General features: G+C 50.4%; 19 protein-coding genes and 1 tRNA gene. 10 read left to right on the top strand and 10 right to left on the bottom strand.

The features are described from left to right. Nucleotides 1-15 precede the first annotated feature (15 nt). Complete coding sequence (locus H6G89_RS06490) at nucleotides 16-354, top strand: hypothetical protein (protein WP_190504496.1); 339 nt, start codon at nucleotides 16-18, stop codon at nucleotides 352-354. Here the strand turns inward: H6G89_RS06490 and H6G89_RS06485 are convergent. From H6G89_RS06485 to H6G89_RS06475, 3 genes are all read right to left on the bottom strand, one after another. Continuing rightward, nucleotides 330-1,454, bottom strand: a complete 1,125-nt coding sequence (locus tag H6G89_RS06485) for a PAS domain-containing sensor histidine kinase (protein ID WP_190504495.1) — start codon at nucleotides 1,452-1,454, stop codon at nucleotides 330-332. The two genes, H6G89_RS06490 and H6G89_RS06485, sit on opposite strands and share 25 nt — an antisense overlap. Nucleotides 1,455-1,889: 435 nt before the next feature. After that, a complete protein-coding gene (locus tag H6G89_RS06480) occupies nucleotides 1,890-3,032 on the bottom strand; it encodes a TIGR03364 family FAD-dependent oxidoreductase (RefSeq protein WP_190504494.1) in 1,143 nt (380 codons plus the stop codon). A gap of 159 nt (nucleotides 3,033-3,191) precedes the next feature. Next, entirely contained in the window at nucleotides 3,192-3,923 is a 732-nt protein-coding gene (locus H6G89_RS06475; RefSeq protein WP_190504493.1) for an HAD hydrolase-like protein, read from the bottom strand. 412 nt (nucleotides 3,924-4,335) lie between these two features. On the opposite strand from H6G89_RS06475, the gene H6G89_RS06470 reads away from it, so the two are divergent. The 4 genes from H6G89_RS06470 (at nucleotide 4,336) to H6G89_RS06455 (ending at nucleotide 11,075) form a co-directional block, all read left to right on the top strand. Continuing rightward, complete coding sequence (locus H6G89_RS06470) at nucleotides 4,336-6,048, top strand: VWA domain-containing protein (protein WP_190504492.1); 1,713 nt, start codon at nucleotides 4,336-4,338, stop codon at nucleotides 6,046-6,048. A gap of 141 nt (nucleotides 6,049-6,189) precedes the next feature. After that, complete coding sequence (locus tag H6G89_RS06465; protein WP_190504491.1) at nucleotides 6,190-6,921, top strand: hypothetical protein; 732 nt, start codon at nucleotides 6,190-6,192, stop codon at nucleotides 6,919-6,921. Between the two features lie 378 nt (nucleotides 6,922-7,299). Next, entirely contained in the window at nucleotides 7,300-8,493 is a 1,194-nt protein-coding gene (locus tag H6G89_RS06460) for a substrate-binding domain-containing protein (RefSeq protein WP_242059845.1), read from the top strand. A 128-nt stretch (nucleotides 8,494-8,621) separates the two neighbouring features. Then, the gene (locus H6G89_RS06455; protein WP_190504490.1) at nucleotides 8,622-11,075 is read left to right on the top strand and encodes a potassium channel family protein; all 2,454 of its coding nucleotides are present in this window, start codon (nucleotides 8,622-8,624) and stop codon (nucleotides 11,073-11,075) included. A 29-nt stretch (nucleotides 11,076-11,104) separates the two neighbouring features. Here H6G89_RS06455 and H6G89_RS06450 read toward each other — a convergent pair. The 3 genes from H6G89_RS06450 to H6G89_RS06440 form a co-directional block, all read right to left on the bottom strand. Then, nucleotides 11,105-11,176: transfer RNA gene (locus H6G89_RS06450), tRNA-Gln, on the bottom strand. A 117-nt stretch (nucleotides 11,177-11,293) separates the two neighbouring features. Then, nucleotides 11,294-12,334 (bottom strand): ABC transporter substrate-binding protein, encoded by a 1,041-nt coding sequence (locus H6G89_RS06445; protein ID WP_190504489.1) that lies wholly within the window; start codon nucleotides 12,332-12,334, stop codon nucleotides 11,294-11,296. Nucleotides 12,335-12,432: 98 nt separating this feature from the next. Continuing rightward, complete coding sequence (locus tag H6G89_RS06440; RefSeq protein WP_190504488.1) at nucleotides 12,433-12,624, bottom strand: hypothetical protein; 192 nt, start codon at nucleotides 12,622-12,624, stop codon at nucleotides 12,433-12,435. A 40-nt stretch (nucleotides 12,625-12,664) separates the two neighbouring features. On the opposite strand from H6G89_RS06440, the gene H6G89_RS06435 reads away from it, so the two are divergent. Beyond that, on the top strand, nucleotides 12,665-13,582 hold the full coding sequence (locus H6G89_RS06435; RefSeq protein WP_190504487.1) for an FTR1 family iron permease: 918 nt from the start codon (nucleotides 12,665-12,667) through the stop codon (nucleotides 13,580-13,582). Between the two features lie 149 nt (nucleotides 13,583-13,731). Here H6G89_RS06435 and H6G89_RS06430 read toward each other — a convergent pair whose 3' ends face one another. The 4 genes from H6G89_RS06430 to H6G89_RS06415 all read right to left on the bottom strand — a co-directional run bounded on the left by H6G89_RS06430 (nucleotide 13,732) and on the right by H6G89_RS06415 (nucleotide 18,391). Further along, nucleotides 13,732-14,520 carry a pentapeptide repeat-containing protein gene (locus H6G89_RS06430; RefSeq protein ID WP_190504486.1) on the bottom strand — a complete coding sequence of 263 codons (789 nt, stop codon included), beginning with the start codon at nucleotides 14,518-14,520 and terminating at the stop codon, nucleotides 13,732-13,734. A gap of 135 nt (nucleotides 14,521-14,655) precedes the next feature. Continuing rightward, nucleotides 14,656-15,348, bottom strand: a complete 693-nt coding sequence (locus tag H6G89_RS06425) for a response regulator transcription factor (RefSeq protein ID WP_190504485.1) — start codon at nucleotides 15,346-15,348, stop codon at nucleotides 14,656-14,658. Between the two features lie 457 nt (nucleotides 15,349-15,805). After that, nucleotides 15,806-16,189, bottom strand: coding sequence for a hypothetical protein (locus H6G89_RS06420; RefSeq protein WP_190504484.1), 384 nt, complete (start codon nucleotides 16,187-16,189; stop codon nucleotides 15,806-15,808). 390 nt (nucleotides 16,190-16,579) lie between these two features. Beyond that, on the bottom strand, nucleotides 16,580-18,391 hold the full coding sequence (locus tag H6G89_RS06415) for an ABC transporter ATP-binding protein (RefSeq protein WP_190504483.1): 1,812 nt from the start codon (nucleotides 18,389-18,391) through the stop codon (nucleotides 16,580-16,582). Nucleotides 18,392-18,803: 412 nt separating this feature from the next. Here H6G89_RS06415 and H6G89_RS06410 point away from each other — a divergent pair, with 412 nt between their 5' ends. From H6G89_RS06410 to H6G89_RS06395, 4 genes are all read left to right on the top strand, one after another. Continuing rightward, the gene (locus H6G89_RS06410) at nucleotides 18,804-20,465 is read left to right on the top strand and encodes an ABC transporter substrate-binding protein (protein ID WP_190504482.1); all 1,662 of its coding nucleotides are present in this window, start codon (nucleotides 18,804-18,806) and stop codon (nucleotides 20,463-20,465) included. Nucleotides 20,466-20,774: 309 nt separating this feature from the next. Beyond that, on the top strand, nucleotides 20,775-21,785 hold the full coding sequence (locus H6G89_RS06405; RefSeq protein ID WP_190504481.1) for an ABC transporter permease: 1,011 nt from the start codon (nucleotides 20,775-20,777) through the stop codon (nucleotides 21,783-21,785). A gap of 313 nt (nucleotides 21,786-22,098) precedes the next feature. After that, nucleotides 22,099-22,983, top strand: coding sequence for an ABC transporter permease (locus tag H6G89_RS06400; RefSeq protein WP_190504480.1), 885 nt, complete (start codon nucleotides 22,099-22,101; stop codon nucleotides 22,981-22,983). 185 nt (nucleotides 22,984-23,168) lie between these two features. Beyond that, a complete protein-coding gene (locus tag H6G89_RS06395; protein ID WP_190504479.1) occupies nucleotides 23,169-24,635 on the top strand; it encodes a glycosyltransferase in 1,467 nt (488 codons plus the stop codon). Nucleotides 24,636-24,976: the final 341 nt, after the last annotated feature.

Below are 24,976 nucleotides of genomic sequence, written 5' to 3'. Positions count from 1 at the left end.
GTGGAAAGCGACCTTATGGAGCCAACTAGCCGCGCCTATCCGATGAGAGTGTTTGTCAAGCACAGAGCCAAAGAGCAAATCAAGGCTCGTGCCTATGACAGGAGTGGCGATTCCTCCCAGGGGGGAACCGCTTCGCATCGCCCTCTGTACTCCCCCTTTGATGAACGGTTGTTTGAAGACATTGCGACGACTCTGTTATCGCCCAGCCGTCCTGAATTCAGGCATCAGTGCAAATCCCGCCAGGAAGCCGCCGAAATCGAAGCCCGCATTGCTGCCGAGCTTGTGGAGATCTATGCTCAAATTAAGCTAAATCAGCGCGATCCACTCGTTCAAATGCTCAATGCGTTGCTATAGCTGGAGTTGGCAATTGCCAGTGTCACGATGAATTGAGTGCCCTGACCTAATTCGCTGGAACAGGTAATAGAGCCACCGTGCAACTCCACGCATTGTTTGACGATCGCCAAACCTAACCCCGTTCCACTGATGGAGCCAACATTGCTGCCTCGATGAAATGCCGTAAACAGTTGCTCTTGATCCTGCGGGGGAATGCCGATTCCAGAATCCTGAACACACAAAATCAGCTGCTCGGCTGTGCAGGTGACTTCGACATAGATAGGGCTACCTTCCGGTGAATATTTGATGGCATTGGAGAGCAGATTGGTCAGAATATGACGCAACAGATGTTTATCAGCAGCAACAGGATGGCGATATCCCTGCACCATCAGGTTCAACACATGCTGCAACCCAATACTCGATTGCACCTCTTCTATTAACTCGCGGCAAAACCGCTCTACATCACACGGGCTTGGACGAAATGACAGCTTTCCCGATTCAGCTCTGCCAATCGTCAGCACATCACTCAACAGTTGGCTCATATGACGAACGGCACCCTTGATCCGATTCAGACGAATCTGTTGCGTTTCCCGTGGCCATTGCGCCCCGTAATATTCCAACAACTCAGTCGAGCACAAAATCGTGCTCAGGGGATTGCGAAACTCATGAGACACCATGGAAATAAATTTAGACTTGAGCTTGTTTAACTCCTTCTCTTGTTGCAGGGCTTGAGTGGTCTGATTTTCAATATCTTTATAGGGAGTGATGTCACGGGCAATGCTACAGGCGATCGCCCGTCCTGGAATCGGCACCACAGTCCACGAAAACCAGCGATAAGCACGATCCTGGCTCTGACACCGCGCCTCAAAAGGAGCAGGCGATCGCCCGGATGCCAGGGTTTGAAACGCCATGATGACTGTGGCTTGATCTTGCGGGTGGACGACATTGTGAATCGCTTGATCATGCAAGCTGTGACTGCCAAAGAATGCCTTCCATGCCGGGTTCACCAACTTTAGAGAGCCGTTGAACTGGGCGATCGCCATCAGGTCAGAGGAACTCTCAAACAATCCCTCAAATAGCCCGTCAAGCGTTATGTCTCGGTGAACGTTGCTGATCTCCATTCAAATATCTGACCGCAGCAGGGCAAGTACGAGCAGCCGTTTTGGCAAACTGTAGCTTTGACAAAGCAAAACCAGAATGCCCGGAATCCAATCGGAGGGCCGCTACTCAGCAAAACAGGTGCGGTATCGATTAGCCTAGTCGTTCTTTTGCCAGTTTATCGGGAAACCCGCTAAGGCTAAACTTAGCTTCACCATTCTCTACTCAGTTTCCGCCGTGAGAAATTTCACCCTGAGCTTATCCTAATCTCAAATCACAGCTGCGCCTGCGATATTGATCACACTTTATAGTTCCATCTATAGCAACCGAGGGATTGGTCAGGACGGGGTGCGGGGGTGGAACTCCGGCTCACACCCCTTTGTATGAACTGTCTCGACAGTCGCTATAAAGCCGAAATCAAGATTAAACTCCAGACCTCCTCATGAGAGAGGTGCCCTTTACCCTCTACCTGCCTGAGGCTCTACCTCCATTACCTCTTCGGCTAAGCCAAATGACAGCGTCATCCCGGCTCCACTGAGGGCATTCACCACCGTTACACCCGCTTGAGGGTGGGCAATCCACTCTGTTTTTCCCGGTAGTTTGGCATAAATGCCATGCCAGGTTTCGGCAATCTCAAAGGAGGGTGCCTGAGCAAACCCATGCAGATAATCAAGAATGTACTGGTTAATCTCTGACCGATCAAAGGGGTCGTGAGTCAAGCCGTATTCATGGGAATCCCCAATGACCAGTTCGCCGCTAGCATTTTGAGACACCATGACGTGAATTCCCCATTTGGGAAAGTGAGGCGTTTCCGTCTCAATGCGGGTTTTGAGGGTGGGCAGGGAGGGGCAATGGGCAAAGGAAGCGTAGTGGGTCAGGGTTAACCCGCCACACAGCGATGGACCCAATCGCCAATGATTTGACTGGGGAGCCGTCCGCATCATTTGCAGCTTGACTTTGGTCATGCCGCTAGTGGCGTAGAGAGCCGGATAGAGGGTTTCAAAATCAGCTCCACTACAGACAAAGATGCGATCGCCTGTCCAGACTTTGCCTCCCGCCATCACCTTGGGGTGCTCGATTGCCGTAACTGCGGTGTCAAAGTGGAACTCCACTCCATAGGTTTGTGCCAAAAACGGAGGCAACTTGCGAATTGCCTCTCTGGGGTCAACGGTCATTTCCGTTGCACTCCACAGTGCCCCCAATAGCCCATTCGTCACCGCCGCAGGGCTTTTGTCTGCCACCTCCGCCGCTGTTAATAACCGCAACGAACCATCCTCGATCGGGGTTGTCGCCACAAACTCTTCTAAAACCACCATTTCATCAGGGCGGTAGGCTAAATGCAGCGAACCGCAGGGGTCGATCGCAAAGTTGGCTTGAGCTGCTACTTCCTTCCAGATGGCACGAGCCGTCAGAGCGCGATCGCGCAGTTGACCGACGGGCTGACCAATGGGCCAAATCATGCCGAAATTGCGAACTGAAGCACCAACCGCATAGCTGCTGCGCTCAAATACCACTACCTTAAAACCTCGTTTGGCAGCCGCAAGCGCATGGGCTAAACCAACGATTCCAGCACCAATAATGATTACGTCTGAGTGGGTCATAAAAGAACGAAAGATGAAAAGTGAAACGTGAAAAGAGATAGAAGCAATAAAAGAGGGATAAACAATAAAAAATGAAGGATAAACAATAAAAAATGAAGGATAAAAAGAATGAAAAGGTAGAAAAGACTGATGGTTCAGAAGACAAATGCTTCACTTGGATCACAAAGAGAGATTTGTTAGCTTCTTCTGGATATCTAACAGAGAGTCAAACAAACCATCATTGGGATGTTCTGCTAGCTGTTCACGGGTATGCGTGCCATTAGTAACTCCCCACGAAAAGAGACAGTTGGCATTGATCCCTGACTTTAAATCAGCAGGAGTATCACCAATATTGACCACACACTTAGAGTCAGTAATGCCCAATCGATACATCGCTTTTTGAATCATGAAGGGGGCAGGTCTACCCTCTTCTGCAAAGATTTCTGAGGGAGTGATGGAAGCCTGGATGATGGATTGTTCATTGCCAACATAGTTTTCGTTTAATCCTTCATGCCACCCTAACCGCTGCAAAATAATGTTAGTGACTTGACGATAAAACCCCGTGGTCAACGCAATTTTGATGCCCTGGTGCTTAAGCCATGTAAATAGTTCCAGACACCCCTCCGTTGGGAGGACATGCTGCGTACTGTAGTGGTCTTCTAATAAAGTCTTGAATTGGGCAAATGACGCTTCTACTTGCGCGTTATAACTGGGATGATCAGAGCCAATCTGCTCTGCCCAGAGAGTCTCAAATACCCATTTTTTTGATAACCCCATCATGGCAAGTAGTTGCTCAGAACGAATCTCTAATCCAGTGCGATCGGCAGCTGCAAGAAAGCAACGCTCGACCTCCTGTTGATCTTGAACAGTGGTGCCTGCCATATCACAAACTACAAGTTGAATCCGGGGCATGATTGTTTAGAAATACCGATGTTGCCAGTATCTTAGGAGGGCAATTTGACTAAAAGAGTTAAGCCAAGAATAAGCAACTATTAAGGGTTTATTAATGATTCTTGAGATTCAAAATCCAAGGTGGTTGAATCATCGCATTTATGAAGGGTTGTGACATCCCTGATAGATGCTATTCCGGAATAGGAAATGGGTAAGTTGAAATCACGAAGTAGAGGGGCGATCGCGACTCAGTCTTCTCACATTAACGACACCTTAATGGTTCTGAGCTAGGTTGAAAACAAGACCATCAGGGTTAGAATCGCTAGCTTCATCAGCACCGACCCAATGAGACTGCTGCTCATCACCTCAACTCAGTCCATTCTCTCAAGGCATTCAGAGGCTACTCTGATTCAGATTCAAACACCAGCGAACTATGAATTCTAGGCTACGACGGTTTATCGCTTGTCTGTTCACAGCATTCAGTCTAGTCGTTTTGCTCAACGCTTGCGGGGGCAATAATAGCGGCAGTAACCTTCCCGGCTTTGAAGTCAAACTGTTAGTCGGCAGTGCTCTTGGCGACTTTTGTGAGCAATCTGCCAATCAATTTAATCAACAGCAGCCCAAGTTAGAAAATGGTGAGCAATTTCACATGACTTGTGAAGCTGTAGGCAGCGGAGATGTCGTAACGAGAACGGTGTCTCTAGCCGAGCAACTCAAAACAGGAACACTCTCAGCGGATGACCCAGCATTTCCAACGCTGCTCTCAGTAGATGGAGAAATCTATCACAGTCTGTTACTTGCCCGTATGGAGCAACTGTTTCCAGGGCAAAACTACATTCCTCAAATCACGGATGCTCCTCTGCTTGCTACAAGTCCCATGGTGTTTATGACACAGGCGGATCTTGCACCAGGGTTACGCAAAGTTGATGACTTGTTCAAAGCACTAGTTACAGCCAAAACCCACCGTGATTTGGATGCGACGAGTCCAGCCTTAACAATTCACTACGTGCAGACGGCTCCAACCCGCTCTAACTCCGGATTGCAAACGCTGGTCGCTCAGTATGCTGCCGTTTCTGGGAAGCGACCGGAGCAGCTGACCGCAGCAGATATCAGCCAACACACCGATGAGATCAAGGCGATTCAACAGAAAATCACGCGCTATGGCGTTTCCACCAATTCCCTGGCAGAGGCAATGGTGCAAAATGGACCGTTTTGGGCATCGGTTGGATCAGTGTATGAGTCTTCGGTGATTGCGGCAAACACTTCATTGCAAGCAGGACAGCAACGTTTTGAGGCGATTTATCCTAAGGCGACCTTTACCTCTAATATGCGGGCTATTTTGCCTGCCGCTCCATGGGTCAGCGACAACGAACGTGCCGCCGCAGAGCAAATTCTCGCCTTTTTGCAAACGCCAGAAACCCAGCAGATTGCTACTAATTTAGGGCTGCGACCGGGAGTGCCGGGGGTGCCGCTGGGGGCAAAGTTTAGCCCAGAGTTTGGGGTTGACCCCCAAGCCCGCTATGACTCCTACCGTCCACCTCAACCAGAGGTGACGGAGGCAATGATTCAAGCGTGGGAGCAGATTGCCAAGAAGCCCTCTCTCGTGGTGGTTGTAGTTGATTCCTCTGGTTCAATGTCAAACAACAAAATGCCTGCGGTGCAGAATACCTTGCAGAACTACATCAACAGCCTGGGAGCTAACGATCGCATTGCTCTAATTGACTTTGACTCGGTGATTCGAGATCCAGTTGTGATTGACGGCACCCCAGAAGGTCGCGATCGCGGATTGCAGTTTATCAGCAGTTTGCAGGTCGAAGGGGGAACAGCCCTCTACGACTCCGCCATCTATGGTCGTAACTGGCTGGTGCAGAACCTCCGCCCCGATGCGATTAATGCGGTATTGCTGCTAACCGATGGAGTTGATTCAGGGTCGGCGATGCCGTTAGAGCAACTGATTGCTGAATTAGAGCGGAGTGGCTTTGGCAGCGACCAGCGCATCTCATTCTTTACAGTGGGATATGGTGAAGAGGGCGAATTTGACCCAGCCGTGTTAGAGCAAATTGCAACGGTGACAGGAGGTTACTATTCCGCCGGAGATCCCAATACCATCTCTCGTGTCCTGGAAAACTTGCAGCTAGAGTTTTAGGAAAGGCTGAAGGATAAAGGCTGAAGGATAAAACTCGTCTAAGCATAAAACCTGTCTTCAGCTTTTTTCCTTTATCGTTCATCCTTCTTCTCTTCTGTTGTTTGCCTCTTATCCTTTATCATTCATCCTTTATCCTTCCCTATGCCCCTTGCTAACCCCCTCTACTATCCGTTTGCTGTTTTGATTGGAGCGATCGCCCTGGTTGTGGGAGTGCGGGTGGTGAATGTGCCACGGGTGGTGATGGTGCCAACGGCGATCGTCGTGGCAACGGTGGGGGCAGCGGTGCTCAAAGCCAGAGAACCGGAGACACTGGGACTAGATAACCCAGAACTGGAACGGGAATTGCAAGAGGTGCGACAACAGGCGATCGCCCTGGTAGAGCGGGCGAATCTGTTTCGCGAGGAGGCAACTCGTTTACTCACGACTTCTGGGCAGATCGAATTGCTAGCAACCGTACAATATGCTTGCGATCGCACAGCTGAGTTACCCGCCAAGATTGACCAACTGGTGAGTCGGATGCACGGATCGGACTCGCTGTTATCGGTGACGGAGTTGCAGCAGCAATTGCAGGAGGTTGAAGCGAAGGTAGAACACAGTTCTGGAGCAGCCCGCAGCCAACTGGTAAAACTGGAAGCAAGCCTGGAGCATAATATCCAACTGGCACGCCAGGGGCAGGACGCTCGACAGGCACAGGTAGTTAGCCTTTCAACTCTGATTCTCGATGCGGCAGGGGTGTTGCAAGCGTTGCAAAACCGACTGCGAACGGCAGACCTGACCAATGTAACCGAGGCGATGGAGTTGCGATCGCTCAGCGATGAGTTGAGAGCTACTCAAGAAAACGTGGATTTGTTGGTATCCAGTGGAGGGCAATGAGGTGTGGCAATGGTGAATAGTTAATGGTCAATGGTTGATGGTTAATGGTCAATGGTTGATGGTCAATGGTTAATGGTTGATGGTTGATGGTTAATGGTCAATGGTTAATGGTCAATGGTTAATGGTTGATGGTTAATGGTTGATGGTTAATGGTCAATGGTTGATGGTTAATGGTTGATGGTTGATGGTCAATGGTCAATGGTTAATGGTCAATGGTTAATGGTTAATGGTTGATGGTTAATGGTTGATGGTTAATGGTTGATGGTTGATGGTCAATGGTTGATGGAGAGACATGGGCAATGAACAATTGACGATTGACACTTGACTCATGACAACTGACAAAGCACAACAATTCACGATGACAACACTTAACGCATCATGAAGCAGAACCAAAAACAACGTCCATTTCTGACTTCACTGTTTTCAGGGGGGCAACTGGCACGCTCATCGGGTCAGAGTTCCCTGATGCAGCGACGGATGAAACGGCGATCGCTCCTGATTTCACTGGGAATCATTGCCCTGGCGTCGGCAATCACCTTTGCCCCCGTGCCGGGGTTACAGCGCAAAGTCATCGTGGTTGGTGGCACTGAGTTACAGGAAGTTTTGCCAACACTGGAAGCTAAGTTTGAGCAACAAAATCCATCAATTGACCTGGAGTTTCGCTTTCAAGGCTCTCAGGATGTGGTGAACAACTACATTGATGACAAAAACGACTTTACGCCGACGGTGTTGATTCCGGCGAGTGGCGATTTAATTACCGAGTTGAGCGATCGCTGGCGTGCCCAGAATGGCGATGAAGCGTTTTATGATGCACCACGACCCATTGCCAAAACAGTTCTCGTGGCGATCGCCTGGGAAGAACGGGGTCAGTTCTTGTTTGCAGATGGGCAGTTTCAGTGGCGAAAGTTAGAGCGAGCTTTGGAAATCGGCAACTGGAGAGACATCAACGGCTTTGATTTCGGTAGTTTTGACCTGGTGATGACTGACCCGACTCGTTCTAATAGTTCTCAGTTAGCCTTGAGTTTATGGGCACAGTCTAAAACAGGCGGTACGCTCAGTCCTGGTAATTTGAATAATGATCCGGCGATCGCCTCTCTGTTTGGGTTAGTGAAGCGATCGGTCTATCAACCTCCCCGTTCGACCGACGTGTTGCTGCAAGAATTCATCACACGCGGCCCCAACGATGCGGATGTGGCGATCGTCTATGAAAGCATTGCTCTCCATCGCTGGCAACAATCCTCGACAACCCAGAGCCAACCCTATCAGATCTATTACATTGACCCCACCGTTGAAACCGTCTCTACAGGAGCGATCGTCCGTCGCAACGTAGATAGTGGCACGGCGGATGCGGCTCGCCGCTTTCTTGACTTTTTAGCCCAACCGGAACAGCAGGCAGTGTTTGTCCAGTACGGGTTTCGTCCGGTGGATGGCTCCACGTCTCTGCGATCTGTCCCTGGTAGCCCCTGGAGCCAAAACATTCCCGGCGCACGGATCGACCCACCGGGAGTTACGCCAATCCCCGATCGCGATACGCTGACAGAAGTGATTCGCCTGTGGCAACGCGCATCCTAGTGTTGCGAACACAAAGTTCTTCAATGTAGGGGGTTTGGGGGCTTCGCCCCCAAGAAGGGGTTTCACCCCTTCACCCCTTTCAAAACTTATTTTTTACTGTACTAGTCTGAACCCCACCTCCTGCCACCATGAGGCAACCCGACGTACTGGAATTAGCAAGACTGGGCAATCCCCAAGCGATCGCGACCTGGCTCAACCAGCAGTTGCAATCGGAGGGGGTGAATGTCAGTGTCGATCGCGAGGGCAGTCGTCTCAGTGTGGGCTTTTACACCGACCAACCGTTAGATCGTCGCTATTTGATCGAGTTGTTAAGTCGGTATGTACGCGCCCTCGACCCACAATCGATTCGCACCATCAATCTGTTTGGGTATGCGTTGGGCAATCCGGTTCCTTTATGGAGCTATCCCCTTGATTTGGCAGATCTGCTAGAGACAACCCCCTCTCCTGCGGCGGAGCCATCCACTGAAGAATTGCTTGCTCCACCAGAACCGCCACCCACAGAAGCCAGTGAACCTGCCGAAAGTAAACAGATTGACCGATTCTTGATTTGCGGTTTAGGCAGTTTGGGGCAATATTGCCTGTTGAACTTAAAGAAATTTGCCCTGCGCGAGTTTGACGTTCACATTCGGGCGATCGACCGGGTACAACCTCAAGACTGGGAAGTTGAAAATTTAACGAGTTTATTGGCAGACGACCTGATTATTGGAGACTGCCGCAACGATGAAGTGTTGCTGAAGGCAGGAATTCAGGACTGTCGAGCGATTTTGTTGGTGACAAACAACGAAAACGACAATATCGAAGCGGCGATCGCGGCTCGACGGCTCAATCCCAACATCCGTCTGGTGGTTCGCTCCTCACGGCAAAGTTTGAATCAGTTACTCAAACACCAGTTGGGTAACTTTGTCGCTTTTGAACCGACCGAACTACCCGCAAACGCTTTTGCTCTGGCAGGCTTACAGGCAGATATTCTCGGCTTTTTTAACATTGGCGATTGTCGGCTACAAGTGGTTGAACAACAAGTAGAGCCACGAGATTATCGCTTTGATGGGTTTCCCGCCATGATGCTCAACAAAAAGAGCTATCGTCTCCTCAGCTATCGTGCCGCCAGTGAATCTGCCACTCCCCTAACCCGACGGGCTTTTTATCAATGGCAACCCGATACGCGAGTGCAAGCCGGAGATACGATCGCCTACGTTGAAATCGTCGAAAACACAACCAACACTCACTCCAACTCCCCTGAAGAGCCGGACGAGAGCCAGTTTCAGCATCTCTGGAAGCAACTCCAAGACCTCTCCAGTGGTGGCATAAAACGCCGTTTTGCTCAAGCATGGCAGTGGATTAAAGCAAGCCAAATTCGGCGGTTAGTGGCATTGGGATTGCTGATTGCACTGCTACTAGGGGCGATCGGCACCATTTTGCTGAAGGTCACGCTCCCAGGCATGACATGGCAAAAAGCCGTTTCCACCGTTGTAATTTTGCTCCTGGGAGGTTACGGAGATGTGTTCGGCGGACTGGCAAATGATGCGGTTCCCTGGTGGGTGCAACTGGTGAGTTTGCTCATCACCCTGATTAGTTTGCTGTTCGTTCTGGGGGTTGTCAGTCTAGTCGCCGATAATTTGCTCAGTTCACGCTTTGAGTTTTTGCAAAAACGTCCTCCGATTCCCAAGCAAAACCATGTGGTGATCGTCGGGATGGGGCGTGTGGGGCAACGGGTCGCCACGCTGTTGCGGGAGTTTAAGCAGCCTGTAGTTGCCATTACCGAGCAACGCGATCCACTTAATCTGCCGGATGACATCCCGATGTTTATCGGTGATCCGATCGCCGAGTTAGACAAGGTTAACTTGGCAACAGCAAAGAGCCTGATTCTAGTGACGGATGACCAGATGCTCAATTTAGAAATGGCATTGATGGCGCGAGAGAATGCCAACAAGCTCAACCGCACCATTGAGTTAGTCGTTCGCAGCTATGGTCAACGCTTTAGCGATAATCTGATCGACTTACTCCCCGATGCTAAGATTCTGGCGGCATACGGACTGGCAGCCGAAGCATTTGCCGGAGCCGCTTTTGGAGAAAATATTTTGGGACTGTTTCGACTCAACGAACAGACCATTCTGGTAACGGAATATCGCGTCTCAGCGGACGATACGCTCTCCGGTAAACTGATCTCACAGGTGGCATATGGTTATGGCGTCGTACCAATCTTTCACCAGCGCGAAGCCCGAATCGAAGGGGATGTGTTTGATCATCTCATGCCCTCTGAACATCGACGACTTCAGGTGGGCGATCGCTTCATCGTTTTGGCTTCCATCAACGGCTTACGGTGCATCGAGCGTGGCGACATGATGCCACCCCGTCGCTGGCAACTGGAAGCCCAAAAGCCCCTCAACCAGAGTTTTTTACTCTCAATTGGCAACGACCTGGCAAATATTTCTGGTTGCAGTCTAGAACAGGCGCGATCATTTATGGATAACTTGCCGGGGAAGATGGAGCTACTGCTTTACGACTATCAAGCCTATCGACTGGAACAAGAACTCAATCGACAAATTCCAGTGACACTGACTCCTATTGAGTCAGGACTGTAGAAAATGACGAAATTCTCATCGATTTAGAACTGGGGTGCTAGGATTCGAACCTAGGAATGGCGGGACCAAAACCCGCTGCCTTACCGCTTGGCGACACCCCATCGACTGAAGCTATAACATTGTAACAGTTTATTCCGTGCTAATGTCAAGCAAGATTAAACGTGAAAGTCGTAAAAATATTCCACGTTAATGTCGGGCTTCAGCCGATCGCGATCGCTTTAAGTGCTGGCGGTACCCCACAAACTTAAATTCAGCGAATCTTGAGGATCGGGGCGAGTGCCGATGATGTCGTATTGCACCATCAAATCCGCCGTTTCCATCCACCGATCTGGCTCAATTTGACCGATTTGCGCGGGGTCGATCCCTCGCATAATGTATTCGCCCACCAGACGCAGAGATTGAGTTTGATATTCGACATCGGTGTACTTGCTGTTAGGTGCAGCGTACTTCTCAGCAATCAAACGCGCCGTTCCGGGAATGTCTGCCAGAGCCATCTGCCATCCCTCAAAGCTAGCCGCTAAAAAGGCTTCGACTTGCGTGGGATATTGCTGGAGCAGCGCATCGGTTGCAAAGAAAACCTGAGCATAAGCACGATAGCCATATTCGTCAACAGGGATAAGCAGAGGAGCTTGCCCCACGCGACGGGCAAAGCCGACAGGCTCATCGACGGCATAACACTGAATTGCGTCAAATTCACCGCTAATCAAGCGATCGAGCTTGTTTTCATAGGGGATCTCAACCACCTCAATTGCATCGGCTGCTAAATTGCTGACGCCTTTGATCAGTTCCATGATCTTGACCCCATCGACGTGGATGCCGACCCGCTTGCCCACTAACCCTTCTAGCGTGGTGATGCCACTGTCGGGCATGGTCATTAGAGCATAGGGAGAGGCTTGAAACATCGTGGCGATCGCCTTGAGTGGCACTCCCTGTGCCTGTGCCTCTAAAATCAAATTCTGCTCAGCACAGCCAATGGTAAGTGGGTTGGCTGCTACCACTTCAGGCACAACAACGTTGGATTCCCAGGGTTTGATCACAACGTTGACCCCTTTAGCCGTATAAAGCCCCAGGTGATCTGCCAGGAGCAACCCCGCAAATTGCACATTAAAAACCCAGTCCAGTTGCATGATCAGCGTTGGATTTGGAGGGGCAGTTTGAGCTTGAGCGAGGGGAGTTTTGAAGGCTCCTAAACCTGTGGCAAGGGCTGCACCGCCCAGAAATCCAGAAAATTTGAGTAACGATCGACGGGAAATAGACATTGATTCGGTCACAGTTATTGACGTTAGATAGCATTCCATCGTGGCATGGATAACGCTTTCACACAGCAACTGTGACTACAGTTGAATGCTAATGGGTGTTACTGAATGCAAATATTCTCAAAACCTGACCACTGCTGTACAGGCGTTTCGCGAAATGCCCCTACAAATTCAAGATTTGGATCAGCGATCGCTCTCACAACCACTCGTGAGGTTCGGCTCATTTTTGCTGCAAGATTGCCTGCTGAGTTTGTCGAGCCATTCCTGAAATCGTTGCCTGGAGTCGCTACCATAAGTTTAAGCAAGCGTTTAAGAATCGTAAATTGAACCCCTATGGACATTGCGGCAGCTTTTCCAACCTTTGTCATTACCCTGCGTGAAGGGGTCGAAGCGGCTCTGGTCGTGGGAATTGTGTTGGCATATCTGCAAAAAGCTGGGCAACGCCGCTTGAATCCCTGGGTTTATAGCGGCATTGGCGTTGGGGTGGGAGCCAGTGTGTTAGTTGGGGTGATCTTCCTGCTGTTGATGCGATGGCTCGAAGACGCGAGTCAGCAGTATGCGCCTGTTGTCAAACAGTTGTTTGAAGGTGGGTTTAGTGTTGCCGCGATCGCCCTCCTAAGCTGGATGCTGATCTGGATGACACAGCAAGCTCGTGCCCTCAAAGCTGGCGTTGAGGAAGCCGTAACGGGTGCTCTCAAAGGAGATGGGGCGGGATGGGGCGTATTTGGGCTAATCGCGATCGCCGTTCTGCGTGAAGGGTTTGAGACGGTGCTATTTATCGCGGCTCAGTTTCAGTCGGGGTGGTTGCCCGTAGCCGGAGCGATCGCCGGATTGGTCGGTGCCGTCGGGATTGGCATTGCCCTGTTCCAACTGGGCGTCAAAATCAACCTCCGTCGATTCTTTCAGGTCATGGGAGTGTTGCTACTGCTGATTGTGTCCGGGTTAGTCGTCTCGGCATTGCGCCATTTTGACAGCGCGATTCACCTACTGGCTCAAGTCGAGCCTGCGTGGGCTAACATCTGTCCCAACTCAACTGGATCTTGCATTTTAGGACCGCAGGTGTGGAATCTCAGCGGCATCTTGCCCGATCGCCAGTTCCCGGGGGTAATTCTCAAAGCCTTTTTTGGCTACACTCAGACGCTCTATTTAGCCCAGGCGATCGATTATGTGCTGTTCCTGGCGATCGTGGGGGGCATCTATTGGCAGAGCATTCGGGGGAGGAAGGGAGTAGAGATAAGGGATAAAGGATGAAGGATAAGAGAAAAAGAACGGGCAGGAAGGGGTAGATACGTGGATGGTGGATGGGGAGTAGAGATAGACCCAATTCCCACCCCTCATCACTATCAACCATGACCATTAAGGATTTATCTGACTCAGTCCTCAGTCCTCAACCCTCAGTCCTAAAACAAGAATCGGAACAATAGACCTGTAATTGAACCCAGGAAGTTCATAAAGTTTCCGCCCCCTGCACCTGATGCGCGGCGATCGCCTTGTGCCTGGGCTTCTTGCAGAGCTTCGATTCCGGCAATAAATTGACCTGAGATTTGGTGTCCCTCTGGGTTGCTCTGGGTTAAATAAAGCTGTTCAGCACTTCTGGCATCTTGCAGTGCGCCGTTGAAGTCCCGCATCCGAAATCGCGAGACACCTCGCGCCAAGAGAGCATGGGCAAAGTCAGGTTTTGCATTAAGTGCCTGATTGTAATAATTAATTGCCCCTCTAAAGTTTTCGCGTTGATATTCCGCTAAACCCCAAACATACATCTGCTCTGGGGTAGCGATCGTCTGTGGCAAGCCTACCGCTCCCAACAGGTTTGCTCCATCCAATAAGGCTCCATCCAGGTTAGCTCCGGTCAGGTATGCCTCGCGCAGGTCTGCCCCCCGCAGGTCTGCCCCCCGCAGATCTGCTCCAGTCAAATTGGCGTTAAACAAAATCGCTCTCGAAAGGTTTGCTCCTGCCAGGTTTGCGTTTGTCAGATTGGTGCGATTGAGATTGGCTTCAGCGAGGTTTGCTCCTGCCAGGTTCGTTTCTGATAAATCCGACAGGACAAAACTAGCGCGACTCAAATCACAGGCGGGACACTCACGAGTTGAGGTGAGTTGATAGACCCGCTCCAAATCTTCAGCCAGGGCTGGAGTTGTCAAACCAATCGTGGTTAACAGAGTAAGAGCAAGGAGGCGATGGAATTTCATGGGGATAGTAACAACGAAGGATGGCGATCGCAAGCGAATTAGTCAGAACAGACGGCAAAAATTGAGTACAAGTTGCTCAAAAGTGTACTCAAAACGATCGCCTTCTGCCATCCCTGTTGCAAAAAGTATTGAATTTTATTGCGTTAAACCGTGTTCCAGGGCGTAGCGCACTAGCTCAGTGCGGCTGTTGGTGCCTGTTTTGCTGAATAAACGGCTGACGTACTTCTCGACGTTGCGGACGCTGGTTTCGAGCCGACGAGCAATTTCCTTATTCATCAGCCCTTCTGCGACCAGCTTCAAAACGCTCTGCTCACGCGGAGTCAGGTCGAGTTGAATCGGGGCTGGGGTTGGGGCGATCGCTCCACGCTGCATCAAAATTCCACGAATTTCGGCAATCTGCCGCGCCATGTCAGCAATATCAGGGGTTTCACCATCCGTAATGGGCTTGGTCACTGCCGATCGCCGCTCTAGCAGACTCTCGACGATCGCGACCAACTCATCGGGGTCGAATGGCTTTGAAAGATAGGCATCGCAACCAGACTTGTACCCCTGGATGCGATCGGAGGTCATACCCCGTGCCGTTAAAAAGATGACAGGCAACGACTGATATCGCGGGTCGTCCCGTAATTGCTTGAGAAATTGGTAGCCATCCACTTGCGGCATCATGATGTCCGAGATGACCAGATCGGGTGAGGTTTTTTGCAGCAAATTCCAACCGTCATGGGCGTTGCTGGCGACATGAACCGTGAAGCCGCTGTCTTCTAAATAGGCTTGTACGGCTTGCCGCAAACCGGGTTCATCATCGACGAGTAACAATTGCCCTGCCATTACATCTTCCCCTTATTTTTGGGTATTTTTCTCCAATCTAACTAATTTGGAATCAGGTCTGGTGTACGGATTCCTGGTATTAAGATTACTGCGTACCAGAAAAGATAGCGTACGACGGATGAGGGATAAGGGCTAAAGGAGGAGAAACAATTAAGGAATTCAATGAAGCCAGGAGCTAATCAAACGTCAATTCGGCTTAAGAATCTGGCGAATGAATTCGCAGCTATTTGAGCCAAGTCCGCCGACGCGGACTCTGAAAGATTAAGGGTTTGCCGACCCGACGTAGGTCGGTTTTGCTCTTGTAGCTGCGGTTTCAACCGCCAAAACTGCGGAGCTTCATCTAATGGGTTGATCTAGGAGGCAGAGCCTTCGTCACTCCATTTCCAAGCTCCCTTTTGGAAGCAAGATCTGTAAGTTTTTCTCCCTTCTTTTTTCTTTCTTCTATCTTCTCTCTTCCTTATTCCCGTCCCGCCTCTAACGCACTCAATCGTGCCTCCAACCGATCCATTCGCTCTCGCTGTTCGATCGCCAGTGTGGCTAAGCGGTCAAACATCGGATCAGAGGATAATTCCCCGCGAACGGGTCCTTGCTCTGCCGGGGGTTGGGGGACTCGCACTCCAACGGCATTGCCAACTCGTGATAACTGTGACTCCAATCGGCTCACCCGCGATCGCAACCCACTATTTTCAGACTCTAGACGGGTAATGCGAGCCGTCAGGTTGGTGACGGATTGGGCAGGGGCAGGTGATTGCAAGAACGTCAGCAAGAGAAGCAATGAGGCGATCGCAATTCCTAGCCAGAGTTTCCAGGGAATTTTTGGGGTTCTAAGGCGAGTAGTCATTCGTTGATGGCTAACAGGGGTAAGGGGTTAAGGGTCAGGGGTCAGTAGTCAGTGGTCAGTAGTCAGTAGTCAATGGTCAATAGTCAGTAGTCAATGGTCAGTAGTCAGTAGTCAGTAGTCAATGGTCAGTAGTCAGTGGTCAGTAGTCAGTAGTCAGTGGTCAGTGGTCAGTAGTCAGTAGTCAATAGTCAGTAGGGTGGTGTTCCAAACCTGTTAATAACCTCTGTAAGACCCCCTGTAGTTCCCCTTGGTAAGGGGGACGGCGACAGCCGGGGGTTAGTAGCAACAGATCTGAAACACTACCGAGTTGATGCTAGGAACAATTGACGATTAACAAGTGACAATTGACGATTAACAATTGCCCCTCTTACCTTCTACCCCACGCCTTACCTAATCCGCATATATCAAACGATGGGATTGCCGCTCTTGAATGTCATCCAGGGTGGCATTGGGGATGGCTTGAATCAGTTGCCGGGTGTAGTCTTTTTGCGGACGGTTATAAACCGATTCCGCCGTGTCGATCTCCTCGATGCGACCTCGATTCATTACCATGATGCGATCGCTGACAAACTTCACTACGCTCAAGTCGTGAGAGATAAAAATGTAGGTCAAGCCAAAGTCTGCTTGCAGATCTTTGAGCAGGTTCAGCACTTGCGCTTGAACGGAGACATCAAGGGCAGAGACGGATTCATCACAGATGATAAATCGCGGTTGACACGCTAATGTACGAGCAATGCAGATCCGTTGCCGCTGTCCACCCGAAAACTCATGCGGCATCCGCTCCATTGCATTGGCACTCAAGCCCACCCGTTCTAACAGCGCGATCGCCCGTTGTCGCCGTTCTTCCGAAGATCCACCAATACGGTGAATCACCATTGGTTCCACCAGGGCAGAACCAATACTCTGGCGGGCATCCATGGAGCCAAAGGGGTTTTGGAAGACAATCTGCATCTCCCGCCGCAATCGCCGCATCTGTGCCGCGTCCATCTGCAACACCGATTTGCCATCAAACATAACCTGACCCGATGTTGGCTCAATCAGACGCAACAGCAATCGGCTCAGGGTTGACTTGCCGCAGCCTGATTCACCGACCAAGCCCAAGGTTTCACCGGGGTAAACATCAAAGCTGACATCATCCACCGCCCGAATCTCAGAGCTTCGCCCCCACAACCCCCGACGAATGGGAAAGGCTTTAGTCAGTTGACGAACTGAGAGTAACGGTTGTTGTTGCAACAGTTGCCGTGAGTGCAATTCCCGCTCCTCAATGGAGACAGGGGCAAAGCGAGGATTGTTTTCTACCAAATTCACAGGTTGAGGATTAACCTCCGTTTCGCCCGCCGCATTGGTGGTGACCTGCATGAAGTCGGTCACGGTCGGCAGACGGTTGAGCGATTGCTGAGGGGTAGGGCGACAGGAGAGCAATCCTTTGGTGTAGGCGTGTTGTGGATTGGCAAACAAGTCGTAAACGGGGGCAATTTCGACAATTTTGCCGCGATACATAACGACCACGCGATCGGCAATCTCTGACACTACACCCATGTCATGCGTGATGAACAGAATTGCCATCTGGCGGCGATCGCGAATTTCCTTGAGCAACTCCAAAATCGTTGCCTGAATCGTCACATCCAGTGCCGTGGTCGGCTCGTCCGCAATCAAAATAGCAGGATTGCCACTCAACGCCATGGCAATCATCACCCGCTGAATCTGCCCACCCGACAATTGGTGTGGATAGCGATTCATCATGCCTTCAGGGTCGGGCAGCTTGACCTCACGAAACAGATCAACCGCTCGTTTATACGCCTCGTCTCGCGACACTTCACTGTGCAACAAAATGGCTTCCATCACCTGAGAACCGCAGGTCAGAACGGGGTTCAGAGAGGTCATCGGCTCCTGAAAGATCATCGAGATCACGCCACCCCGATAACTGCGCCGCTCATCTGCTGGCAGACTCAGCAGGTTCACCGCTGGCTCGGAGCCTGGAGAACGGCGAAATAGAATTTCTCCTTGGGTGATGGCTGAGTTTGGCAACAACCCCATCATGGCGAGAGAAGTGACCGACTTTCCGGAGCCAGATTCACCGACGATCGCTAATGTTTCCCCGGCTAACAAATCAAATGAAATTTCTTTAACCGCCCGAACAATCTCATGTTCAGTCCGAAAATCAACCGATAAATTACAAACTTCTAGAATGGAATGACGCATAACAAAAATTTGAAACCAGTGATATTTTTTATCCGTAGCAATCTTGATCGTGACAGTTTCTTAACAAAGAAGAATGCAATAATTAGCAACTAAAGTTAATTTTGTCTTTAGATTCATATTTTCTAAAACAGCTTTAAACCTACTACCATTATTAGCTTTGGGGAGAGATTCCAATAGAAATTATTAAGGAAAGCTAATCGGAGAATAATTTTATTATCATGCACAAATAGCACTGATTTTGTTTTCAAAGAATCAGTATCTAATCTCAATCAACTGATATAGCAATTCTTAGTAGAGTTGTGAATGCTGCTATCGAAAAAGTAGTATTCATACTCATAAAAACCCCGCAAATAAATCAGGAATGCTACATCACTCCTAATTGCAGTCTCCATTTTAAGGAAAGAATTTAGGTATGCTCAGGCAATTAAAACGGTGGCGAACCGCATTGCTAGTGCTGGTCGCTGCAATGACTGTCGTTCTAACCAACTGTGGTGCTCCTCCTGCAACGGATAACGCCAGTTCTCCAACTGGGAGTCCTGCGGCAGCAGGCGACCAAACAGCTCTGGTCTTTGGTTTGGGAGGGCAACCTGCCAACTTGGAGCCTGGAAACATTGAGGATGGCAACTCAATCTATGCTCAGCAACAAATTTACAACCGCTTGATTGACAACGCCCCTGGTAGCACTGATTTAGTGCCCAGTTTGGCAACCGAATGGACTGCCTCTGAAGATGGCAGAACCTGGACGTTTAAGCTGCGAGAAGGGGTCCAGTTCCACGATGGCACTGACTTCAATGCAGAAGCAGTGAAATACAACGTAGAACGCTGGTGGGATCCTAACCACCCTGAAGGCTATCGCAATGCAGGTCGCACCTACACGGTTTGGCAGAGCTTGTTTGGCGGGTATAAGGGTGACGAAGCTTCGGCGTTGAGTGCAGTCAACGTTGTAGATGACTACACGGTAGAATTTGTCTTCAACGAACCGTTTGCCGCGTTTCCAGCGGCGATTTCCTCAGGTTATTTTGGCATCGCCAGCCCAACCGCCATTCAGGAAGCCGGAACCGATTATGGGATCTCTGGTTCCGTTGCTGTAGGGACAGGTCCCTATGTGCTGCAAGAGTGGATTTCGGGCGATCGCATCGTTCTCCAAAAGAACCCTAATTACTGGGAGCAGGGCTTACCCAAAGAAGAGCAGTTAGTCTTTCGCTTTATCTCAGAACCCGCTGCTCGGGTAGCAGAACTGCGATCGGGTAGCATTGATTTCACAATTGATTTGGCACCCGACCAATTGAACGAGTTAAAGAGCGACACCAACCTGGCAACGGTTTATCGTCCCTCGTTTAACGTGGGCTATCTGGGACTCAACACCAGTTACGAGCCGCTGTCAAAGGTCGAAGTGCGTCAGGCGATCGCCAAAGCGATTAACCGCCCAGAGATCGTTCAAGCCTTTTGGGGTGAGTTAGGAAAAGTGGATAGTCACTTTATTCCCGAATCGTTGGCAGACTTCCGCGCCAAGGACTTAGGCGACTACGAATACAACCCCGAACAGGCTAAGCAGATGTTAGCCGATGCTGGCTATCCCAACGGCTTTGATCTGGAATTGTGGTACATGCCCGTATCTCGCCCCTACTTCCCAACCCCCAAACCAATCGCTGAAGCCTTTGCAGCTGATTTGAGTGCGATCGGCATTCGAGTCAAGCTCAACACCAAAGACTGGGCAGCTTACCTGGACGATCGCAACAAGGAACCCGGCTATCAAGCCTTTATGTTGGGCTGGACAGGCGACTATGGCGACCCCGATAACTTCTACTACGCGCACTTTGGACCTGGTGCAACTAGAGACATCGGTAGTTGGCAAGATAGCAAAGTCTTCCAGTTGCTCAATGATGCTCGTAAGGTAGGCGATGAGGCTGAGCGCATTCCCCTCTATGCCGAAGTCGATAAAATCCTGTTTGAGCAGGCATTGCGGATTCCCATCGTCCACTCTCAACCACTGAATGCAGCACGTAGCAACATCAATGGCTGGGAGCCAAGCCCTCTCGGTTCTGAGTCCTTTGAGCAGGTTGAGAAAACCTAGCAACAAGTCAAGGAGTGAAGGGGTAGAGAAGTCATGAGATAGAGGGATAGGGGGAAAACAGGATGAGTTTATCCACCCTCTCACTCCTCCACTCCTCTACCCATCTCCCTACTCCTTCGCTCCCCTACTGCCTTAACCTATCTCTCTCGTACAAACACGATTACCCATACAGACGCGATTACCCGCTCAGTACAGACGCGATTACCCGCTCAGTACAGACGCGATTACCCGCTCAGTACAGACGCGATTAATTGCGTCTCTCCCCATTTCCCATTCCCCATTCCCTATTCCCCACTCCCCCTTTCCTCCATGCTGCGTTATATCCTCAGGCGCATTTTCGGCTTAATTCCCGTATTGCTGGGCATTACCCTACTTGTCTTTTTGTTTTTGCACCTGATTCCTGGTGATCCAGCCGTAGTGCTGGGAGGTGAACGGGCAACTCCAGAGCAAATCGAAATCATTCGGGAAAATTTGGGTTTAAACAAACCCCTACCCTTGCAATATCTGGCGTTTCTCAATCAGATACTTCACCTCGACTTGGGACGCAGCATTATTACGGGCATCCCGATCGTTGAGGAAATTCGCATCCGTTGGCCCGCCACCTTTGAGTTATCGGTTGCCGCCATGCTATTTGCCGTAATTGTGGGAGTTCCCGCAGGTATCCTGGCAGCGGTTCGTAAAAATGGCTGGGTCGATAATCTCGCGATGAGCGGTTCTCTGATTGGGGTGTCGATGCCCGTGTATTGGCTGGGCTTGCTACTGATTTATCTGTTTGCGGTGAATTTGCGGTGGTTGCCCCCCAGTGGCCGCCTGGGCATTAACGAGGGATTTAACTTTAATGTCATCACTGGGTTTTATTTGCTGGATTCGTTATTGCAATTTAACCTGCCCATTTTTGCCAATGCCCTGTCCCATCTAATCTTGCCTGCCCTGACGCTGGGAACTATTCCCCTGGCGATCGTGGCTCGCATTACTCGCAGTGCCATGTTGGAGGTGTTGTCTCAAGACTACATCCGCACGGCAAGGGCTAAAGGTTTATTAGAACGGTGGGTGATCTCAAAACACGCTCTAAAGAATGCGCTGTTGCCCGTTATCACGATTATCGGGTTGCAGTTTGGCACGTTGCTGGGGGGCGCGATTTTGACGGAGACCATCTTCTCATGGCCCGGTATCGGCTCCTGGATTTATGAGGGCATCTTGGCGCGAGACTATCCAGTTGTGCAGGGCGGTGTCGTGTTTGTGGCGATCGTCTTCGTGTTGCTGAATTTGCTGACAGATATCTCCTATGCCTTTCTCGATCCGAGGATTCAATACAAGTAGGGTTTAGGAGTCAATAGTCAATAGTCAATAGTCAGTGGTCAGTGGTCAATAGTCAATAGTCAGTGGTCAATAGTCAGTGGTCGGTGGTCAATAGTTAGTAGCCAATGGTCAGTGGTCAATGGTCAATAGTCAGTGGTCAATAGTCAGTGGTCAGTGGTCAATAGTTAGTAGCCCATGGTCAGTGGTTAATGGTCAATAGTCAGTAGTTGATAGTACTGAGTAAATCGGTAGATAAGTGTGCTGCTCCCTATTCCCCACTCCCTACTCCCCATTTCTCCTTTTTCTCTCTTCTTTTTTCATTCTTCTTTCTTAGATGGAAACCCTCTCCCCTCCCGTTAAAGCTGCTCCTCAATCGTCCTTCAACAAAGCCTGGAAGCGTGTATTGCGATCGCTCTCTGGTAAGGTTGGGCTGTTTCTCACCGTGGCGTTGATGGCGTTGGCAATTTTGGCTCCGGTGCTCAATCCCTTTGACCCAGCTACTGCAAGGGATTACACCTCCCGTTTGGTTGGACCCAGTGTAGAGCACTGGTTTGGCACCGATGGGCTAGGGCGAGATATGCTGACGCTGGTGTGGTACGGCATTCGGATTTCGCTACTGGTTAGCGTCTTTTCGGTGGGGTTAGGGTTGGTAATCGGTACGCTGCTGGGGTTGGTCGCCGGATATTTTCGTGGATGGGTGGAGACGCTGATTGGCTGGTTCACGGATATTTTACTGTCGTTTCCGTCGATTTTGCTGGCGATCGCCGTTGTCACGGTCGTGGGTCCCAGTCTGACCGGGGTGATGATTGCAGTGGGCATTGTGCAAATTCCTATCTTTATTCGCCTTACCCGCAGCATGGTGTTGACCCTGCGCGAACAAGATTTTGTCCAGACCGTACGAGCCTTTGGAGCGACCCCCAGCCGCATTATCTTTTTGCACATTCTGCCTGCGAGTCTGGCACCCCTGGTCGTGCAGGCGACCCTCTCGATTGGTACAGCAACGTTAGAAGCGGCAGGTCTGGGCTTTCTCGGTTTGGGTGCCCAACCCCCCACCCCGGAACTAGGAACCATGTTGTCAGATTCCTTTACCGGAGGTTATTCCCTCTCTTCTCCGTGGACAATTGTCTTTCCGGGATTGGTAATCACACTGATGGTGCTGGCGTTTAACCTGCTCGGTGACGGACTGCGAGATGGGTTAGACCCCCGTTTTAATCGATAGGCGATCGGTCATTTGCAAAACCTCAAAGTTTTTTAAATCGCTTAATAATTGATACACTACTGCTGGGAATGCACAAACTAAGCTGTGTAGTCCTCGAAAGCATGCGTGGGTAGGCGAGGTGCAACAGCCTCGCTTCTGGTGTTTGTGGGATGTGGACAGCCTCGTGTGATTCAACTAGGTGATTTATGCCGGGAAGTACTTGGTACGATAGCGATTCCTATAACGAACTGGAGCCGATTAGCGCGCTCACCTCAGACTTATCTGAGATTGATGATATTAATACTCACTATTACCGGGGATTAGGGGGACGCAGACGCAAAGCGGCTCTGGCGTTGACCGTTATTTGGAGCAGTACAATTGCCCTACATTTAGTATCCTGGGGTTCCTGGTTTGTGTTGTGTGTGACGACGTTCATCGGCATTCACCTGCTGCGGATGTTGATGACCCGATCTTTACCCGTACCTCAACCCTTAACCGAACAAGATCCTGAAAAATTACCCTTTGTTTCGTTGCTAGTTGCAGCGAAAAATGAAGAAGCAGTGATTCCCTCGCTGGTCAAAACTCTGTGTAGTTTAGACTATCCTGCTAGCCGCTATGAACTGTGGGTGATCAACGACAACAGCAGCGATCGCACTGGAGTGTTGCTCGATCGGTTGGCAAAAGACTATGAGCAATTGCGGGTGGTGCATCGTGCCCCAGATGCGGGCGGAGGAAAGTCGGGCGCACTGAACGACGTGTGGACTCGTGCCAGAGGCGAAATCCTGGGCGTGTTTGACGCCGATGCTCAGGTACCCCAAGACCTGCTGCGTCGGGTGTTGCCTCTGTTTGAGCGACAAGAAGTTGGTGCCGTGCAGGTGCGGAAGGCGATCGCCCAGGCACAACTGGCAACTCATCCTGATGCCAAAAACTTCTGGATTCAAGGGCAGGTTGCTGAAATGGCAATAGACAGCTACTTCCAGCAACAACGCATTGCCCTGGGTGGCATCGGTGAACTACGTGGCAACGGGCAGTTTGTTCGTCGTGTGGCACTGGCTAGCTGTGGTGGTTGGAATGAAGAAACCATCACTGACGACCTCGACCTGACGGTGCGCCTCCATCTTGATCACTGGGATATTGACTTCCTCATGTTTCCACCTGTGATTGAGGAGGGAGTCACCCGTGCCGTGGGCTTGTGGCACCAGCGCAATCGTTGGGCAGAAGGTGGCTATCAGCGATATCTCGACTACTGGCGGTTGCTGGCTCGAAATCGGTTGGGTACTCGCAAAACGGTTGATCTGTTTATCTTCTGGTTGCTGCAATACATCATGCCCACAGCGGCGTTACCCGACATGATGATGGCGATCGCCCGTAACACGATGCCCATTTTTGCACCCATGACCAGTCTGACGCTGACCATGACCGTGTTGGGCATGATGATTGGCTTGAAGAGAATGCGATTGGGGCAAGCAACACAGGCTCAAACCCAGCATTCCCAATCTCCCTGGACTTTGTTCTTTGAAGCAGTGCGCGGTACATTCTATATGCTTCACTGGTTCCCGGTGATTATCTCGATGTCGGCTCGCCTCTCCATCCGTCCGAAGCAGTTGAAGTGGGTCAAAACCGCTCATCATGGGACAGATGAGGTCTGGCTAGACGTGTCAGAGCAGCAATAGGAGAAGGGATAGAGGGTGAAGGGTGAAGGGTTAGTGGTCAATTGTCAATTGTCAATGGTTGATAGCTGACCACTGCCGATTAGCTTCGGTCAACTGTTAATCGTTAATTGTCAATTGTCAATTGTCAATCGTTAATGGTTGGTTACTGCTATTGACCCCGGTCAATTGTCAATTGTCAATCGTCAATGGTTGATTGCTGCTACTGACCATTGACCACTGACTATTGACCATTGACTACTGACTCACCCATTTTATCCTTTCATTTCCTCTGACTGCGATTCATGGAGTTGACACCGCTAAACAGCAAAAACAATCCTCCTAGCAGAACAGCGATCGCCACT

The sequence above is a fragment of the Oscillatoria sp. FACHB-1407 genome, assembly GCF_014697545.1.
Classification (GTDB): domain Bacteria; phylum Cyanobacteriota; class Cyanobacteriia; order Elainellales; family Elainellaceae; genus FACHB-1407.
This window is presented reverse-complemented; position numbering and strand designations above follow the sequence as displayed.

Bases quoted from the DNA above. Each gene is read 5' to 3' on its own strand.
- H6G89_RS06490 (WP_190504496.1), top strand. From the start codon at position 16: ATGGAGCCAACTAGCCGCGCCTATCCGATGAGAGTGTTTGTCAAGCAC.
- H6G89_RS06485 (WP_190504495.1), bottom strand. From the start codon at position 1,454: ATGGAGATCAGCAACGTTCACCGAGACATAACGCTTGACGGGCTATTT.
- H6G89_RS06480 (WP_190504494.1), bottom strand. From the start codon at position 3,032: ATGACCCACTCAGACGTAATCATTATTGGTGCTGGAATCGTTGGTTTA.
- H6G89_RS06475 (WP_190504493.1), bottom strand. From the start codon at position 3,923: ATGCCCCGGATTCAACTTGTAGTTTGTGATATGGCAGGCACCACTGTT.
- H6G89_RS06470 (WP_190504492.1), top strand. From the start codon at position 4,336: ATGAATTCTAGGCTACGACGGTTTATCGCTTGTCTGTTCACAGCATTC.
- H6G89_RS06465 (WP_190504491.1), top strand. From the start codon at position 6,190: ATGCCCCTTGCTAACCCCCTCTACTATCCGTTTGCTGTTTTGATTGGA.
- H6G89_RS06460 (WP_242059845.1), top strand. From the start codon at position 7,300: ATGAAGCAGAACCAAAAACAACGTCCATTTCTGACTTCACTGTTTTCA.
- H6G89_RS06455 (WP_190504490.1), top strand. From the start codon at position 8,622: ATGAGGCAACCCGACGTACTGGAATTAGCAAGACTGGGCAATCCCCAA.
- H6G89_RS06445 (WP_190504489.1), bottom strand. From the start codon at position 12,334: ATGTCTATTTCCCGTCGATCGTTACTCAAATTTTCTGGATTTCTGGGC.
- H6G89_RS06440 (WP_190504488.1), bottom strand. From the start codon at position 12,624: ATGGTAGCGACTCCAGGCAACGATTTCAGGAATGGCTCGACAAACTCA.
- H6G89_RS06435 (WP_190504487.1), top strand. From the start codon at position 12,665: ATGGACATTGCGGCAGCTTTTCCAACCTTTGTCATTACCCTGCGTGAA.
- H6G89_RS06430 (WP_190504486.1), bottom strand. From the start codon at position 14,520: ATGAAATTCCATCGCCTCCTTGCTCTTACTCTGTTAACCACGATTGGT.
- H6G89_RS06425 (WP_190504485.1), bottom strand. From the start codon at position 15,348: ATGGCAGGGCAATTGTTACTCGTCGATGATGAACCCGGTTTGCGGCAA.
- H6G89_RS06420 (WP_190504484.1), bottom strand. From the start codon at position 16,189: ATGACTACTCGCCTTAGAACCCCAAAAATTCCCTGGAAACTCTGGCTA.
- H6G89_RS06415 (WP_190504483.1), bottom strand. From the start codon at position 18,391: ATGCGTCATTCCATTCTAGAAGTTTGTAATTTATCGGTTGATTTTCGG.
- H6G89_RS06410 (WP_190504482.1), top strand. From the start codon at position 18,804: ATGCTCAGGCAATTAAAACGGTGGCGAACCGCATTGCTAGTGCTGGTC.
- H6G89_RS06405 (WP_190504481.1), top strand. From the start codon at position 20,775: ATGCTGCGTTATATCCTCAGGCGCATTTTCGGCTTAATTCCCGTATTG.
- H6G89_RS06400 (WP_190504480.1), top strand. From the start codon at position 22,099: ATGGAAACCCTCTCCCCTCCCGTTAAAGCTGCTCCTCAATCGTCCTTC.
- H6G89_RS06395 (WP_190504479.1), top strand. From the start codon at position 23,169: ATGCCGGGAAGTACTTGGTACGATAGCGATTCCTATAACGAACTGGAG.